Consider the following 15,836-nt stretch of genomic DNA (forward strand, 5'->3'; position numbering starts at 1 on the left):
TGGACGTCTTCGCGAGGTCCAAGCCTCAATTTAGCGCGTTTTCCAAACCCTTGCAGGCATCAGAAAGCACAAAAACAAATGAATACGTCTCGTGCTGGCCTTCAAGCTGCATCCAACGCGACCTTCATGGGCTCTGCATTGCTCATGCTTCTGTCCGTGTCGCTGTTTACCGGCTCTCACGGATTTGTTCGCGGTGTTGGTAAAACAATTCATCCATACGAGATTGCCTTTTTCGCCAGCGTGTTTTCGTTCGCGTTTTATTTGCCGTGGTTGTTGCGGACAAAATTTCAACCTTTGCGAACCCAAAAGTTTCACGTCCATTTCATCCGCTCGTTTTTTAACGCTGGCGGCTTAACTACGTGGTATATCGCGATTTCACTGGTGCCGTTGGCGGATGCCACAGCGCTGGCCTTAACCAGTCCGTTGTTCACGACAATAGGCGCTGTCATATTTCTGGGGGAAAGAGCCCATCTCAGACGTTGGACGGCGCTGGGAGTTGGAATTTGCGGTGCGCTTTTAATCGTGCGACCGGGATTTCAATCGGTCAGTTATGGGTTTTTGTTTGTACTTTTATCGATCATCTTGGCGAGTGGTTCGAGAATATTCGCCAAACAACTGACGAAGACGGATAAACCGGTCACGATTGGGGCTTGGGTCGCTTTGTTGCAAATCCCCATTACCTTTTGCCTGGCATTTTATGTCTGGCGTTGGCCGGATCTGACGCAATTGGCCATGTTAGCGGCTGTAGGTTTTATGGTGGGTGGCGCGCACTTTACGATGACGATGGCTTACAATCGATCCGAAGTCAGCGCCTTGGAGCCGTTCAATTTTATCCGCCTGATCATCGCAGCCTTAATAGGTTTCTTCGTATTCTCAGAACTTCCAGACATCTGGACCTGGGCCGGCGGCGCAATTATTGTCGCGTCAACCAGCTATATTGCCAGACGGGAAGCAGTACTTAGCCGAGAAGCTAAATTTCCGGCGGCCTGAAGAGAGGCGTTTGACACCTTGAAACGAGAGGGTTGGAGTTCCATAATAATGGGGACCCGTATTACCTACCAACCGACGGAAATTTTGATGCAACTGACCATTAACGGCGAAAGCCGCAGCTTTGATATGTCTATCACCGTGGAACAACTCCTGGGTGAAATCGGGATCGATGTCCGCAAGGTCGCCGTCGAACGCAACCTGGAGATTGTGCCGAAGTCACAATATGGGCAAACGCCGCTGAGCGATGGCGATAAACTGGAGATCGTTCATTTCATTGGCGGCGGTGCGCCGGATGGACCAGCATCAGAAGACGATGATGTGTTGGAGATTGCCGGACACAAATTTAAGTCGCGGCTGATCGTTGGTACCGGCAAATACAAAGACTACGAACAAAACCGTTTGGCCGTTGATGCGGCAGGGGCGGAAATGGTCACGGTTGCTGTGCGCAGGGTTAATATCTCTGATCCCAGCCAGCCCATGCTGATGGATTTTATTGATCCTAAGAAATACACCTATCTGCCGAATACGGCAGGCTGCTTTACGGCCGACGATGCGCTTCGTACCCTTCGGCTGGCAAGAGAAGCAGGTGGCTGGGACCTCGTAAAACTTGAGGTTCTCGGCGACCAGAAAACATTATATCCGAAGATGATTGAGACCCTTGAGGCCGCCGAAGCCCTTATCAAGGAAGACTTTAAGGTCATGGTCTATTGCTCAGACGACCCGATCATGGCGAAACGGCTGGAAGATTTGGGCTGTGTCGCGATCATGCCGCTGGCAGCCCCCATTGGTTCGGGCTTGGGTGTGCAGAATCCGGTGAACATTCGCCTGATCGTCGAACAATCTAGCGTACCGGTTATTGTGGACGCAGGCGTCGGTACGGCGTCAGATGCTGCCATTGCCATGGAGTTAGGCGTTGATGGTGTGCTGATGAACACGGCGATTGCCGAGGCCAAGGACCCTATTTTGATGGGCCGTGCCATGAAACACGCAGTTAAAGCGGGCCGTATGGCGTATTTGGCCGGGCGGATGCCCCGGAAACAGTACGCTGATCCGTCGTCTCCGCTTGCGGGTTTGATTTAGCGTTTAAGTTTGGCGCGACGATGACCTCCAAAATTGATCGATTCCTATCGGAACAAACACTGAAAACGCCTTATCTGGTTGTTGATAAGGATATCGTGCGGCGGAACTATCGTGCGTTTCGGGACCGCCTGCCATTGGCAGAGATCTTCTATGCGGTGAAGGCCAATCCAGCACCCGAAATTTTAAATCTACTTCACGAAGAGGGCGCGTCGTTCGATGCGGCCAGCCTACCGGAAATTGAAATGTGCCTGGCGACAGGGGCAACACCTGATCGAATCGCCTACGGCAATGTCATTAAAAAATCCGCCGATATTGCCCAGGCCTATGCCCACGGTGTCCGGCTCTATGCCTTTGATAGCCAGGTTGAGCTGGCAAAGTTGGCCGCTGAAGCGCCAAAATCCAAGGTGTTTTGCCGCATAAGCGTGGAGGGCGCGGGGGCGGACTGGCCGTTGTCGCGAAAGTTTGGCTGTGATTTGGATATGGCGGTTGATTTGATGGCAACTGCTCAGGACTGCGGATTGAACCCCCATGGCATTTCATTTCATGTCGGTTCCCAGCAGCGCAACCTGGAGCAATGGGACTTGGCGATCGGACGCGCAGCCCTTGTTTTCTCTGACCTTCGTGGCCGGGGCATAGAGCTGAAAATGCTCAATATTGGCGGCGGCGTTCCGGTAAAATACCGCGGCAACGGTGTTCCTGATGTTGCTCAAGCAACAGACTCGATCATGAGCGCGTTGACCCGTCATTTTGGCAATGATCTGCCGGCGATAGCAACTGAACCTGGGCGGATCATATGTGCAGATGCGGGGGTTCTTGAGACCGAGGTCGTGCTGATCTCGCAAAAATCTTATGATGACGCGACGCGGTGGGTTTATTTGGATGTCGGTAAGTTCTCTGGGCTTGCCGAGACCATGGATGAAGCCATTCGTTATCCAATTTCAACAGACTATGACGGTAGTCCGGAAGGGCCTGTCGTGTTGGCCGGACCGACATGTGATGGCGCAGATATTTTGTACGAGAATTCGGATTACAAATTACCCTTGGAACTCAAAACTGGGGACAGGGTTCGGTTGCTGAATACCGGTGCTTATACGACGACGTATGCGTCTGTTGGCTTTAATGGAATTGCACCTTTAAAATCGCATTATATATAAATTTACTGGTTATAAGTTAAGTAAAATTATTGAATAATATTCAAATACTTAGGGTTACCCTTGTACGCTATATGGGTTCCACTTGATCGATGTATCATTTGAAATCCATAGTCCTTCCAAAGTTCCGAAAGTGCCTTCTTTGTGTAAATTGAGACATGGCCGTTTCGCGGTCTGACGTACCACCAATTTAGGCGCTCAGATAAGATCGTGTCTGGCTGAATCTTGGTTGAAATAAGCACGGCACTATCCTCTCCCACCAGTTTGGCAATAGATTGAACCGTTTCATGGGGCGTTGTGGTGTGTTCCATGACTTCGATGCAGGTGACGAGGTCGTAGGGGCCGGTGGGAACAGATTTCTCTTCTGAAGTAAAGGGGTCATACCACTCAATATTGGTAAATCCAGCTTGTTTTAGGAGGGTTACCATTTGTCCATCGCCGCCCCCAAAGTCGAGAATTGATAGGGTTTCTTTGAAGTCACCAAGATTTTTGATGAATAAATCGGCAAAAACTTTTGGGCGTACGTCCTTATAGTCGGGATCGATTGTGATGTAGTCGTCGTTATAGATCCAGGTTTCGAAGTTTTCTGAATTCCACTCATCAAATCCGGTGGTAAACAAAAAACCACATTTCTCACATCGGTGATAGTAAACGGGGACCCCAAATGGCGGGAGTTTTATACCCAAAATTTCTGAACAGGCCCGATTGAAATCAAGAGTGCCAAATAAGGCGCTTTTACCGCCGCAAATTTTGCAAGGTTCTTTGGGGCTTGCTGCAGCGGGAAGGGGGATCGCAGAGCCTAATTCAGCCATGATCTAGTTTCCATTAAAGTATCGGAACGGCAAATATGACAGCTGAAGAGAGAATAAATTTATGGGAGAATTCTGGAAAATTCAACTGTGCAGTAAGAGTTTTCTATTCAACAGTCGTTTTGGATGCGTTACTACTACATATAGCTTTGCCAACTACATATGGAGTTTTTAGAAGGCGTTATCACAATATATCGATGGTGAAATAGTAAAAAATTGATCAATTTGGGAGCGTTTTTAGACCAATTGAGTCTAACGCGCAGCAGAAATTATCAATTGTTTAACAGGGGGTTATGAAGAGGTTTTAACAGGCCGCAACAAAAATGCGGGAGTATGATCGCCCATGCCGACGTTTGATCCGCTGTTGCGATTCTTTTCGGGTTCGGGTTGCTTGGCGGAGCGGTCGCGGTCGCGATTACGTTGGCGCTTTGGTTTACTTTCGGCTACTGGTTTGGCCTGTTTGGGCTCTTCTTTGATTTCTTTAGGTGGTTCCTGAACGGGTGCTTCCGGTTCTGCAGATTCTACCGCCGTATCTTCTGCTACCTTATCTTCAACCGGCTTTTCTTTAGCTGGCTTTGCTTTAACGGGCATTGCTTCTTCTGCAGCAGGGCGCGCCTTTTTCGCTTGATCCAAGCCTGGAATTTTCAACCCAATAAGGGTTTCAATTTCATTGATATATTTTCCGTCTTCCTTGGTTGCGATTGTGAAGGCCTTACCTTCTTTTCCAGCTCGTCCTGTGCGTCCGATACGATGAACGTAGTCTTCGGCATGGGTCGGAACATCATAATTAAAGACGTGGCTGAGGTCTGGAATATCCAAGCCTCTAGCCGCGACATCACTGCAAATCAAAAGATGTACTTCTTCGTTCTTGAAACGCTCCAGCATTTCCATGCGCGATGGCTGCGACATATCACCATGTAATTGCCCGACGTTATAGCCGTGCTTGGTGAGCGAACGATGTAAAACGCCGATATCACGTTTGCGATTGCAGAAGATCAGCGCATTTCTAACAGTTTCCGATTTGAGAATGTCCCTCAGCGCCGCACGTTTCTCTTTCTGACCGCCACCGGGCCGTTTTCCATCCTTGTGTTGGACCGTTACCAAAGCTTGAGTGACAGTTTTGGCCGGCGTTGAAGGAGGGGCGACAGTGATTTCCTTGGGGTTCATCAAGAACGCGTCGGCAAGGCGCTTGATTTCCGGCGGCATCGTTGCCGAGAAAAACAGCGTCTGACGCATCGGTGACAGTAGGGAGACGATTTTCTCCACATCGGGAATGAACCCCATGTCGAGCATCCGGTCCGCTTCGTCGATCACCAGGATTCGAACGTCGTTCAGCAAAAGCCGGCCACGGTCGAATAAGTCCATCAGGCGACCTGGCGTCGCGATCAACACATCCGGTCCCCGGTCGATCACTTTGATTTGTTCGGCCATTGATGTGCCGCCAATCAGAAGGGCCATGGAAAGCTTATGGTATTTGCCATAGACCTCAAAGTTCTCAGCCACCTGGGCGGCGAGTTCTCGGGTCGGCTCCAGGATCAATGTTCTGGGCATACGGGCCTTGGCGCGGCCTTGGGCTAGAATATCGATCATTGGCAAGGTGAACGACGCCGTCTTGCCGGTGCCCGTTTGCGCGCAGCCCAAAATATCGCGGCCCATCAAGACCACAGGAATTGCTTGCTCTTGAATTGGGGTCGGCGTGGAATATCCTGCATCCGTTACAGCTTGCAGAAGTTCGTCGCTCAAACCGAGATCAGAAAAACTCATTCAGTGTTGATATAATGGCTGCTCGTCCGTCGAGCAAAAATCCATTTCCTTTCAATCGCGCGGAGTTTAGGCGGTCTTGCCGTCGAGTCAATGATCGATCAAGATTAAGGCGAATGTTTGGCCTTTTTAGTGCGAAAAAGGTGGTTTTATGCCATAAAAAGTGCCTCTGATTCTGTAATTGGGTACTTTTAGTTGATGTGCCGAAGCAGGCGTGGCTGTTGGAATAATCGGAGATTTAAATTTATGAGTGGATTGATCCTACCCTTTCGAGGCGTCTTACCGGAGATTGACGACTCCGCCTTCGTGGCCCAAACGGCTTCTGTTATTGGCGATGTGGTGATTGGTGCAGAAAGCAGCATTTGGTACGGGGTCACCATTCGTGGTGATGTTAACGAGGTGCGGATCGGTCAGCGTTCCAGTGTTCAAGATGGGACGGTCATTCATGAAGCTACCAATACGTTTGGCACATACATCGGTAACGACGTGACAGTGGCCCACATGGTTTTGCTGCACGCGTGTACCTTGGAAGATAATTGCTTCATTGGGATGTCGGCAACCGTGATGGACGGCGCTGTTGTTGAAAAAGGTGCGATGGTTGCTGCCGGAGCACTCATTACACCTGGAAAGCGAGTCGAAAGCGGCCAGCTTTGGGCTGGGACACCCGCCAAGTATATTCGCGATGTCAGCGCGGCTGAGATCGAAATGATGACAGTTATTCCACCGCGCTATGTGGCGTTGGGTCAGGAATATTTAACGGCTTCTAAGACCTAAAATTGCTTTCAAGCTAAAAAAACGACAATATTTCATGGTTTTGTGACATATGCGGAGGTGCGCACTGTTGATCGTGGGGCGGGCGCTCCTTTATAATCCGGGATTCGGGGATCACACCGACAAAGTAAAATTTTTTGACGAGGGGCTTTAAGATCATGGGGATGGATAACGAAAGCAGGCTGAAAAAGGCCCGCATCCGCCGCAACATAGTCACGGGGATGGTTTTGGCGACGTCCATAACGGTTGCCGGTTGTTCTTGGGTTCCTGATGCGATTAATCCGGTTAAGTGGGTCGACAACACTGTCGATTTCTTTTCCGACGACGACAAAGAAGGGCAAGAGGCACGGAAGTCCGAAAAGAAACTGGGCACCCTGCAAGCAGATCGCGGCGCGCCCCCTCCGGGTGACGACAAGCCGGAACCCAACTTAGGGAACTTCCCTAAAGGATTAGGTGGTGACAGAAGCCGTCAGTACGCATCTGGTCCGATCGCTCGGCAAGGAGAAGGCGGAACGGCAGCCAAGGCAGCACCGATTGCGCCACCTGCACCGCCAGTAATGGCAAAAGCGGCGCCAAGTCCGTCTGAGCCGCCACCGCCGCCAGCAATTCCGACAGCACCCGTTCAGGCAGCAGGGATAAACGCACCAGCGCCGCCGCCGATTGCAGCCCCCGCACCGATGCCGAGTGGACCGGTTAAGGACGCGTTTCGCAATAGCATGACGACAATGGTGCCCAGCACACCAGAGCCTCAGATGAAGATGGCGAACACATTCTCAGACTATTCGACCGAGCCTCTGGGCACGGTGATTATTTCGTCCGCTGGCGTTGAAGTTGCTGGGGAACCGACGTTCTCCGCCGCCCGGGGAAGATCGGCGGGAAGGGCTACGGTCAAGGCCTCGACGGGAAATCGTGCGCCTCGCTTTGGTGCGGTAAAATCGTCAAGTTCTGCGGCAAAGGCCGTGGCTTTAAAAGGACGGGTTAAGGTTGCGACCATCATCTTCACCAATGGGTCTGCCAGATTGACCGGACGCGATGTTCGAATTTTGCGGGACGTCTTGAAATTGAAGCGCCAGAAAAATGGTCAAAAAGTTGTCGTCGTGGGCCATGCCAGCAGCCGCACGCGGAATATGGACCCGGTTCGGCACAAGATGGTGAACTTTCAGATTTCAGTCTCTCGCGCCGATATCGTCGCCAAGGAATTACACCGACTTGGATTGAAATCGAGCGAACTTTCCATTGATGCGGTTTCTGATACAGAGCCAGCGTATTTTGAAATTATGCCGTCAGGCGAAGCTGGTAATCGGCGGGCAGAGGTTTATATCGACTTCCCGGCTTGAGAACGTTAATAGACCTGCGTTCAAATTTAGATGTTTATGTTTCGTGACGGGCCGCTTTTGCGGTTACTAGGACTTTAAGAAAATGCCACAGGAATTTCACCGGATCAGGCGACTTCCGCCTTATGTCTTTGCCGAAGTAAATGAGATGAAGGCCCGCGCACGTGCGGCAGGCAAAGACATCATCGACTTCGGCATGGGCAATCCAGATTCACCCACACCGCCACATATTGTCGAGAAGCTGGTCGAGACGGTGCAGAACCCAAAGACCCATCGATATTCGAACTCACGTGGTATTCCGGGGCTTAGAAAGGCTGTGTCCGGGTACTATGCGCGGCGATTTGGTGTCGATATTGATCCTGAGACAGAAACCATTGTGACACTTGGGTCTAAGGAAGGTTTGGCCAATCTGGCCTCTGCCATCACCAGCCCTGGTGACGTGATCCTGGTGCCCAATCCTAGCTATCCGATCCATCCCTTTGGGTTCATCATCGCAGGCGCCGCTGTTCGCAGCATTCCTGTCACGGCAGATGAAAACTTTATGGAAGCGCTGGAACGCGCCGTTATTCATAGTGTGCCGAAACCGACGGCGGTTGTCTTGAACTACCCCAATAACCCAACGGCGGAATTGGTTGATTTGGATTTTTATGCGGAGGTCGTGGCCTTCTGCCGGGCGCATGAGATTTATATTCTGTCGGATCTGGCGTACGCAGAAATTTATTTTAATGACAACCCGCCACCGTCGATCCTGCAAATTCCCGGTGCCAAGGACATCGCCGTCGAATTCACCTCCATGAGCAAAACCTATTCCATGCCGGGGTGGCGGATCGGGTTTGCTTCCGGCAACACCAAGCTGATCGCTGCCTTGGCGCGGATTAAATCTTACCTGGATTACGGTGCCTTCACGCCAATCCAGGTTGCTTCGGCCGCGGCGTTAAATGGCCCCCAAGAATGTGTCGATGAAATCAGGACATTGTATCGCAATCGGCGCGATGTCCTGATTGAGGGACTGGTGCAGGCAGGGTGGGATGTTCCTTCTCCTGAAGCAACAATGTTTGCCTGGGCACCGATCCCGCATGCATTTGAGCATTTGGGGTCGATTGAGTTTTCTAAGCTTCTGCTGCGTGAAGCCGATGTTGCTGTGGCACCGGGTATTGGCTTTGGAGAACACGGTGACAAGCATGTCCGGATCGGCCTGGTTGAAAACCGTCAGCGCACCCGGCAAGCCATCCGAAATATAAAATCGTTCTTGAATAACTACGACAAAGTAATCGAGGACTTGGAAAGCCGAAGGGCCGCATCCCAGTGAGTAACCCGTTGAAGATTGCCATCGCCGGACTGGGAACAGTCGGTGCCGGAACCCTATCTGTCGTAAACGAACATGCTGACCTATTAGCCAGCCGATGCGGGCGGGCGCTGCAGGTGACGGCTGTCAGCGCACGGGACAAAACCAAAGATCGCGGGCTATCTCTCGACGGTATTGAATGGTTCGATGATGCCAGTCAGATGGCGCGGGACGCCGATGCCGACGTTGTTGTTGAATTGATCGGTGGATCGGACGGGATTGCGAAGGATGTATGCGAAGCGGCAATTGCCGACAACAAGCACGTGGTTACAGCAAATAAGGCGCTCATTGCGTTGCATGGAACCGAACTTGCAGCTAAGGCGGAAGCTGCAGGCGTCGCGTTGGCCTATGAAGCCGCGGTGGCCGGTGGCATTCCCATCATCAAGTCCCTGCGCGAGGGATTGGCAGGCAATACGTTCAAGCGCGTGTACGGCATTCTCAATGGGACTTGTAATTATATCCTGACCGAAATGCGCGAAAACGGCGGTGAGTTCGACGCCGTGCTAAAAGACGCCCAGGAATTAGGCTATGCGGAAGCCGATCCCAGCTTCGATGTGGATGGCGTTGACGCGGCCCATAAACTGGCGATCCTGGCTAGCCTCGCCTTTGGCTGTGAAGTCAACTTCGATGCCGTTCATATCGAAGGCATTCGCCACGTCTCACCGATGGATATCCAGTTTGCGGGTGAACTGGGGTATCGAATCAAACTCCTGGGAATCGTGGCAGAGACTGAAACTGGAATCGAACAACGGGTTCATCCCTGCATGGTGGCGATCAATGCACCAATTGCCGCGGTCGAGGGTGTGTTCAATGCGGTTGTCGCCGATACGGACTTTGCTGACACCATCATGCATGAAGGCCGGGGGGCTGGGGCAGGGCCGACGGCATCTGCCGTGGTTGCCGACATCGTTGATATTGCCGCCGGTCGTCGGTCGCCGACGTTTGGTGTTCCCGCTAGTGAATTGAAAAAGCTTGTGGTTTCACCGATGGAGAATCACGTCGGGGCCTTTTACATCCGCCTGATGGTGGTCGACAAGCCGGGTGTTTTCGCCGATGTGGCGGCTGTATTACGTGATAACAGCGTCTCCATGGAAGCGGTATTACAGCGGGGCCGGGCACCTGGGGAGCCGGTTTCAGTGGTGATGACGGTACATGAAACGCAAGAAGCCGGGATGGTTCGGGCCATTGAAGCCATCGGCAGCCTTGACGGAGTGGTAGAGATTCCGCGTATGATCCGAATAGAGTCGTTTTAAGACACCCTATTTGAACAACCGACGGTTACCTTCGTTATGCCCGAAGTCACAGAGAGCCATACAGGTCGCAATCTTACCATGGAGGCCGCGCGCGTATCAGCGGCTGGCGCGTTAGGTGCGTCTGAAATGATGGGACGGGGGGATGATCAAGCCGCCGACCAAGCCGCCGTCGATGCGATGCACGACGCGCTTGCTACGGTGATGATTGACGGCACCATTCAATTTGGCGAAGGCGAAGAAGACCAAGCGCAGAAACTCTATACCGGTGAGAAGGTGGGAACAGGCGACGGGCCCAAGGTCGATGTTGCCCTAATGCCCATTGAAGGCCCAACAATTGTTGCCAAGGGGGCACCGAACGCTCTGTCCATCTTTACCATGACGGAAGAGGGCGGGTTTCTGAATGTCCCGGATATCTATATGAACAAGATCGCAATTGGCAGTGGCCTGCCGGATGACCTGGTTAGCCTGGATGAGGAACCATCTGTAAATTTGAATGCATTGGCCAAGGCCAAGGGAGTAGAGGTCCACGATCTGCTGGTCTGTATTCTGGATCGGCCCCGACATGGTGAACTGCTTGCAAAAGTTCGCGAAACAGGTGCGCGCATTCGTCTAATTGCCGATGGCGACGTGAATGGCGTCATCGCGACGAATTTGCCGCACAGCCCGGTTGATATTTATTTGGGGATTGGGGGGTCACGTCAGGGTGTTTTGGCGGCGGCTGCGATGAGTTGTATCGGCGGACATATGCAGGGAAAACTAGTCATTCGCTCAGCTGATGACGAACGTCAGGCAATGGCGTGTGGCATAACGGATATGACCCAGACTTACGGTGTTCACGATATGGCATCGGGAGATGTTACATTCGCGACCACTGGCATTACCACAGGCCCGATGCTGCGTGGGGTCCACAAAGACCTGGGCGTTACGATCAGTCATTCCATGGTGCTTAGACACCGGACTGGAACGCTCCGCTATATCGAATCCCATCATCAATTCGCCAGTCGAGTGACCAATTCGGGATGACATCAGATGCCCTATCGGACGCGTATCTGGGTGTAACCAAATCCCTAAACGGCCGCAGATGGCGACTAAAAGACTGCGATGATCGCGCGGCCTTGGCCATGGCCCAGCGTTTGGGAGTGCCTGACATCGTCGGGCGAATTTTGGCGGTCCGCGGTGTCGGCTTGGAAGAGGCGTCGCAGTTTCTCGACCCTACACTGCGCGATCTGTTACCTGACCCAAGTAGTTTTCTAGATATGGATACGGCCTGTGCGCGGGTGGCAGAGGCGATTAAGAACAACGAAAAGGTCGCGGTCTTTGGCGATTATGATGTGGACGGCGCAACGTCGTCGGCGGTCTTAATCCGATTCTTCCGGGCCATTGGTGCAGATTTAACGTTCTATATTCCGGACCGGCTAAAGGAAGGTTACGGACCCAACGCGCCAGCCCTCTTAAAACTCAAAGACTCAGGGGTCTCCGTGGTCATTACGGTTGATTGCGGCACCGGGTCGTTTGAGCCCTTGGAGGCCGCGAAGAAAGCCGGGCTCGACGTGATTGTCTTGGATCACCATAAAGCCGACGCGCGCCTTCCTGAGGCGGTCGCCGTGGTCAATCCCAATCGACTGGATGAGACCGGTGCCCATGGGCAGTTGGCGGCGGTGGGGTTGGTGTTCTTGTTTGTGGTCGGCCTTAATCGTTATCTGCGGGACGCTGGGTTCTATCAGGATAAGACGGAGCCCAATCTCCTCCAGTGGCTGGATATCGTGGCGTTGGGCACTGTTTGTGACGTCGTGCCGCTTGTGGGTGTGAACCGGGCCTTGGTCGCTCAAGGGCTCAAAGTCATGGCACGACGGGCGAATACGGGGATTACAGCGTTGGCCGACGTGGCCGGGGTGGATGAGGCCCCTGGAACCTACCACGCCGGCTTCGTGCTCGGCCCGCGCATCAACGCAGGGGGGCGTGTGGGTGCTTCAGATTTAGGCGCACGGCTGCTCAGCACGGAAAACCAAGGAGAGGCCGCAGAGATTGCCCAGCGCCTCAACGTCTTGAACAAAGAGCGCCAGGATATCGAAGCGCGGGTGCTGGAAGAAGCCTTGGAAGAGGTTGAGCGTAGCGGTGGAGAGGGTGCCAACGCGCCGTTCATTTTAGCTGCGGGAGAGGGCTGGCACCCAGGTGTCATTGGCATCGTCGCCAGTCGATTGAAAGAACGCTACAACCGTCCAGCCTGTGTCGTGGCGCTTGATGGGGATACGGGGCACGGCTCTGCACGTTCGATAACCGGCATTGATCTTGGCCAAGCTGTGATTGCGGCGACTCAGTCAGGGTTGCTGGTGAAGGGCGGCGGCCATGCCATGGCGGCAGGCTTTACGGTCGAGGCGCAAAAGTTGGACGAACTGGAACGCTTCCTCACCGAGCGAATGGCCGATGGGTTGGCAGAGATTGGCGGCGCGCCGAGCCTAAGCTTGGACGGCAGCCTGCGGGTAGAAGCGGCGCGAATGGACCTCTTGGACGACCTCAGTCGGTTGGAGCCCTTTGGATCGGGTAATGCAGAACCACGGTTCGTCTTTCCGAATGCAAAGTTACTCAGGGCGGTTGCCGTTGGCGCGGATCAAAGCCACCTTCAGTGCACATTGGGTGGGGAGGGCAAAGGAAAGCTAAACGCCATTGCTTTCAGATGTATGGACACGGAGTTGGGACAAGCGCTGATCCACCACGACGGTGCCCCGTTCCATATTACCGGAAGGTTGCGGGTCAACACATGGCAAGGGGTGTCATCGCCGCAATTGATGATCGACGATGCGGCGCCGGTTTGGTGAGACTTAAAGAACCTTCGCCACCTCATTCCGCCGCAACTTGGCGAAGTCCGGCATTTGGCTGCCGAGCAAGGGTCTGAGATACAGGTAGAATTTTTCTGTTACGTCTGTTCCTGAGACAGAAATGAATTCATCCGGCATATAACGTGTCTTGCCGGCGACAGCATCTAACGGCGAAATATCGTAGGCGACGGAATAATTTCCGGTGCGACGGATGGTGATGGAGCCATCTTGTTTTTCCCAGCGCGCGCATTGCACCGCTTTTTCGCCAACCTCTCGTGCTTCTCGTTGATCTATGTCGGAGACACAGCCAACGAATGAACGCTGCAGATAACCAAACGTATCACCGCGGACCCGTTCGATCTTCAGCTCACGTTTGATGGCGGCGGTCAATTGATCAGCAAGTCCACCAGTGCCGGAGAGCTGAACATTGCCATGATCGTCTGTCTCCACAGCCCGCCCTTGTGTTGCCAGAAGATGACCATCTGAATCGCGGATGCCTTCTGAAACCGCCGCAACGCAGCGTCCAAGTCGATCATAAGTCTGCTTGAACTTCGTCAGGAAGTCAGACATATCGAACTTTCGCTCAGGGATATAGATCAAGTGCGGCCCATCGTCGGCTTCCTGGCGGGCGAGCGTTGAGGCCGCGGTCAAAAATCCCGCATGGCGCCCCATGACGACGCCGACATAAGCGCCGGGCAGGGCCTGGTTGTCCAAATTAACCCCCGCAAAAGCATTGGCAACGAACCGCGCGGCGGAGGGATAACCCGGCGTGTGGTCATTTATCACCAAGTCATTGTCGATGGTTTTGGGGATGTGGACGCACCTGAGTGAAATGTTTTGGGCCTGCGCCTCATGGCCGATCAGGCTCAACGTAGCCGACGAATCGTTGCCCCCAATATAGATAAACGTCTGAATATCATGAGCTTTTAGGACTTTGAGTATTTCTTGAATATAGGGTCGGTCCGGCTTATCACGTGTTGATCCCAGGGCAGAGCAGGGGGTTTTAGCGACGCGTTCCAGGTTGTCGGTGGTTTCTTGTGTGAGGTCGATGAATTCCTCATTGATGATGCCACTAACGCCATAACGGGCACCATAGACTCGGTCCACGCCAGGGTCTTTTCGAGCCTCATTCACAACACCAACGAGGGATTCATTTATGACTGCGGTCGGGCCGCCTCCCTGTGCAACAAGCACCTTTCCTTTAAGCATAATTCTCTCCCAGCAGTATGAGGTCGGAAAAAATCAATCTTATTGCTAATTTGTGGTCTGGAAAGTCTTGATTTTACCGAGCGCGGCATATAGACCACACGAGCTTCTAGCGACCCCATCGTCTAGAGGCCTAGGACACTGGCCTTTCACGCCGGCAACACGGGTTCGAATCCCGTTGGGGTCGCCATTTTTCTACTTATAAATCAATCACTTATATTTAACACCTTTGAAACTTGGTGTTTCGTACGGAATATATACGGAAAAGCCGTGTTTGAGCGTGTGGCGTTAATATTGGTAGTTTTTGGCTAATTATCAGGATTTGATAGCATTTCAGCCTCAATCAACAAATTGACCGAAATTGACGCCTGATGGATTAGACTTTGCGCCACACCACCTTTGCCTCACACCACCCAGGTTAAATTTAACTAGTATTCAAACGCCGCAAAAATGATGGAAAAGATCAATGTCGCGCGTTACGGATTTCAACCAGGTGGAGTTCGCAACTGAGTTGTTGCTGGGGAACCGTCAAAGAAAATAATTGACCCACTTCAGTCGCTGAATTACGTGCACAGTATCGGTAGGAGACTAGTCTTCACAGGGCGATGAAAAAGTAATTAGTAGGTAAATTTTAATGCTGACATTCTCTCCACCTGACGAAATATCAACTCACAGAAATCAACACGGTTTACCATCGATAGGCATCTTGGTAACTAATCTCGGCACGCCTAGTGCCCCCACTAAATCATCCGTTCGGAAGTACTTAAAAGAATTCTTGTCGGACCCGCGTGTTGTCGAAGCCAATAGGCTTGTATGGTGGTGTGTCCTAAATGGAATTATTTTGAATATAAGACCTGCACGCTCGGCTAAGGCGTACAAAGGCATTTGGACAAAAGATGGTTCACCACTTCTTGTTCACAGCGAACGACAAGCTCTTCTGCTTCAAGAATCTATTATAAGGAATGGCCTTGAAAATGCGCATGTTGAACTCGCCATGCGTTACGGTCACCCTTCCATTAAAATGGGGCTTGAAGCGCTCAGAGCCAAAGGTTGCGGCAAGATATTAATTTTACCTCTTTATCCCCAGTATGCTGCGGCAACAACGGCCTCAACCTTCGATGCCGTTTCAGATATACTTAGAGAGTGGCGTTGGGTGCCTGAGACTAGAACCGTGAGTTCCTATCACGATCATGGATTATACATACAAGCACTGAGCAATAGTATTCGAGAACACTGGCGTGAGCATGGGAAACCTGACTACTTACTCATGTCTTTTCATGGCATTCCAAAACGTTATCACGTCCAGGGCGATCCTTATCC

General features: G+C 52.3%; 13 protein-coding genes and 1 tRNA gene. 11 read left to right on the forward strand and 3 right to left on the reverse strand.

Translation table 11 applies throughout. The annotated features are described in order from the left end of the window. Positions 1 to 78 precede the first annotated feature (78 nt). The 3 genes from HOM51_00115 to HOM51_00125 all read left to right on the forward strand — a co-directional run bounded on the left by HOM51_00115 (position 79) and on the right by HOM51_00125 (position 3,224). Complete coding sequence (locus HOM51_00115; GenBank protein MBT5032895.1) at positions 79 to 990, forward strand: DMT family transporter; 912 nt, start codon at positions 79 to 81, stop codon at positions 988 to 990. A gap of 87 nt (positions 991 to 1,077) precedes the next feature. Next, positions 1,078 to 2,070, forward strand: a complete 993-nt coding sequence (gene thiS, locus HOM51_00120) for a sulfur carrier protein ThiS (protein MBT5032896.1) — start codon at positions 1,078 to 1,080, stop codon at positions 2,068 to 2,070. A 20-nt stretch (positions 2,071 to 2,090) separates the two neighbouring features. Continuing rightward, entirely contained in the window at positions 2,091 to 3,224 is a 1,134-nt protein-coding gene (locus HOM51_00125; protein ID MBT5032897.1) for a type III PLP-dependent enzyme, read from the forward strand. A 26-nt stretch (positions 3,225 to 3,250) separates the two neighbouring features. Here HOM51_00125 and HOM51_00130 read toward each other — a convergent pair whose 3' ends face one another. Both HOM51_00130 and HOM51_00135 read right to left on the reverse strand, forming a co-directional pair. Next, positions 3,251 to 4,033, reverse strand: coding sequence for a class I SAM-dependent methyltransferase (locus tag HOM51_00130; GenBank protein ID MBT5032898.1), 783 nt, complete (start codon positions 4,031 to 4,033; stop codon positions 3,251 to 3,253). Between the two features lie 288 nt (positions 4,034 to 4,321). Beyond that, positions 4,322 to 5,794: a DEAD/DEAH box helicase gene (locus HOM51_00135; GenBank protein MBT5032899.1), complete on the reverse strand. Its 1,473-nt coding sequence runs from the start codon at positions 5,792 to 5,794 to the stop codon at positions 4,322 to 4,324. Positions 5,795 to 6,037: 243 nt separating this feature from the next. Between HOM51_00135 and HOM51_00140 the strand changes: the two genes are divergently transcribed. From HOM51_00140 to recJ, 6 genes are all read left to right on the forward strand, one after another. After that, positions 6,038 to 6,565, forward strand: coding sequence for a gamma carbonic anhydrase family protein (locus tag HOM51_00140; protein ID MBT5032900.1), 528 nt, complete (start codon positions 6,038 to 6,040; stop codon positions 6,563 to 6,565). Between the two features lie 155 nt (positions 6,566 to 6,720). Further along, positions 6,721 to 7,899: an OmpA family protein gene (locus tag HOM51_00145; GenBank protein ID MBT5032901.1), complete on the forward strand. Its 1,179-nt coding sequence runs from the start codon at positions 6,721 to 6,723 to the stop codon at positions 7,897 to 7,899. Positions 7,900 to 7,981: 82 nt separating this feature from the next. After that, complete coding sequence (locus tag HOM51_00150) at positions 7,982 to 9,205, forward strand: LL-diaminopimelate aminotransferase (protein MBT5032902.1); 1,224 nt, start codon at positions 7,982 to 7,984, stop codon at positions 9,203 to 9,205. Continuing rightward, positions 9,202 to 10,494, forward strand: a complete 1,293-nt coding sequence (locus HOM51_00155) for a homoserine dehydrogenase (protein MBT5032903.1) — start codon at positions 9,202 to 9,204, stop codon at positions 10,492 to 10,494. Before HOM51_00150 ends, HOM51_00155 begins: the two co-directional genes overlap by 4 nt. A gap of 36 nt (positions 10,495 to 10,530) precedes the next feature. Next, positions 10,531 to 11,517, forward strand: a complete 987-nt coding sequence (glpX, locus tag HOM51_00160; protein ID MBT5032904.1) for a class II fructose-bisphosphatase — start codon at positions 10,531 to 10,533, stop codon at positions 11,515 to 11,517. Beyond that, entirely contained in the window at positions 11,514 to 13,310 is a 1,797-nt protein-coding gene (recJ, locus tag HOM51_00165; protein MBT5032905.1) for a single-stranded-DNA-specific exonuclease RecJ, read from the forward strand. Before glpX ends, recJ begins: the two co-directional genes overlap by 4 nt. Positions 13,311 to 13,313: 3 nt before the next feature. Here the strand turns inward: recJ and HOM51_00170 are convergent, their stop codons facing one another. Then, positions 13,314 to 14,519 (reverse strand): 6-phosphofructokinase, encoded by a 1,206-nt coding sequence (locus HOM51_00170; protein ID MBT5032906.1) that lies wholly within the window; start codon positions 14,517 to 14,519, stop codon positions 13,314 to 13,316. A 111-nt stretch (positions 14,520 to 14,630) separates the two neighbouring features. Here HOM51_00170 and HOM51_00175 point away from each other — a divergent pair. Together HOM51_00175 and hemH are read left to right on the forward strand one after the other, a co-directional pair. Continuing rightward, a tRNA-Glu gene (locus tag HOM51_00175) sits at positions 14,631 to 14,706 on the forward strand. Positions 14,707 to 15,150: 444 nt separating this feature from the next. Then, the coding region (gene hemH / locus HOM51_00180) for a ferrochelatase (protein ID MBT5032907.1) at positions 15,151 to 15,836 on the forward strand (686 nt) is incomplete at its 3' end.

The organism is Rhodospirillaceae bacterium (genome assembly GCA_018660465.1).
Classification (GTDB): domain Bacteria; phylum Pseudomonadota; class Alphaproteobacteria; order Rhodospirillales; family JABJKH01; genus JABJKH01.

What these genes read in the sequence shown, in the direction of transcription:
- recJ (MBT5032905.1), top strand. Translation starts at nt 11,514, where the DNA reads ATGACATCAGATGCCCTATCGGACGCGTATCTGGGTGTAACCAAATCC.
- HOM51_00140 (MBT5032900.1), top strand. Translation starts at nt 6,038, where the DNA reads ATGAGTGGATTGATCCTACCCTTTCGAGGCGTCTTACCGGAGATTGAC.
- HOM51_00135 (MBT5032899.1), bottom strand. Translation starts at nt 5,794, where the DNA reads ATGAGTTTTTCTGATCTCGGTTTGAGCGACGAACTTCTGCAAGCTGTA.
- HOM51_00170 (MBT5032906.1), bottom strand. Translation starts at nt 14,519, where the DNA reads ATGCTTAAAGGAAAGGTGCTTGTTGCACAGGGAGGCGGCCCGACCGCA.
- thiS (MBT5032896.1), top strand. Translation starts at nt 1,078, where the DNA reads ATGCAACTGACCATTAACGGCGAAAGCCGCAGCTTTGATATGTCTATC.
- HOM51_00150 (MBT5032902.1), top strand. Translation starts at nt 7,982, where the DNA reads ATGCCACAGGAATTTCACCGGATCAGGCGACTTCCGCCTTATGTCTTT.
- HOM51_00115 (MBT5032895.1), top strand. Translation starts at nt 79, where the DNA reads ATGAATACGTCTCGTGCTGGCCTTCAAGCTGCATCCAACGCGACCTTC.
- glpX (MBT5032904.1), top strand. Translation starts at nt 10,531, where the DNA reads ATGCCCGAAGTCACAGAGAGCCATACAGGTCGCAATCTTACCATGGAG.
- HOM51_00130 (MBT5032898.1), bottom strand. Translation starts at nt 4,033, where the DNA reads ATGGCTGAATTAGGCTCTGCGATCCCCCTTCCCGCTGCAGCAAGCCCC.
- HOM51_00125 (MBT5032897.1), top strand. Translation starts at nt 2,091, where the DNA reads ATGACCTCCAAAATTGATCGATTCCTATCGGAACAAACACTGAAAACG.
- HOM51_00145 (MBT5032901.1), top strand. Translation starts at nt 6,721, where the DNA reads ATGGGGATGGATAACGAAAGCAGGCTGAAAAAGGCCCGCATCCGCCGC.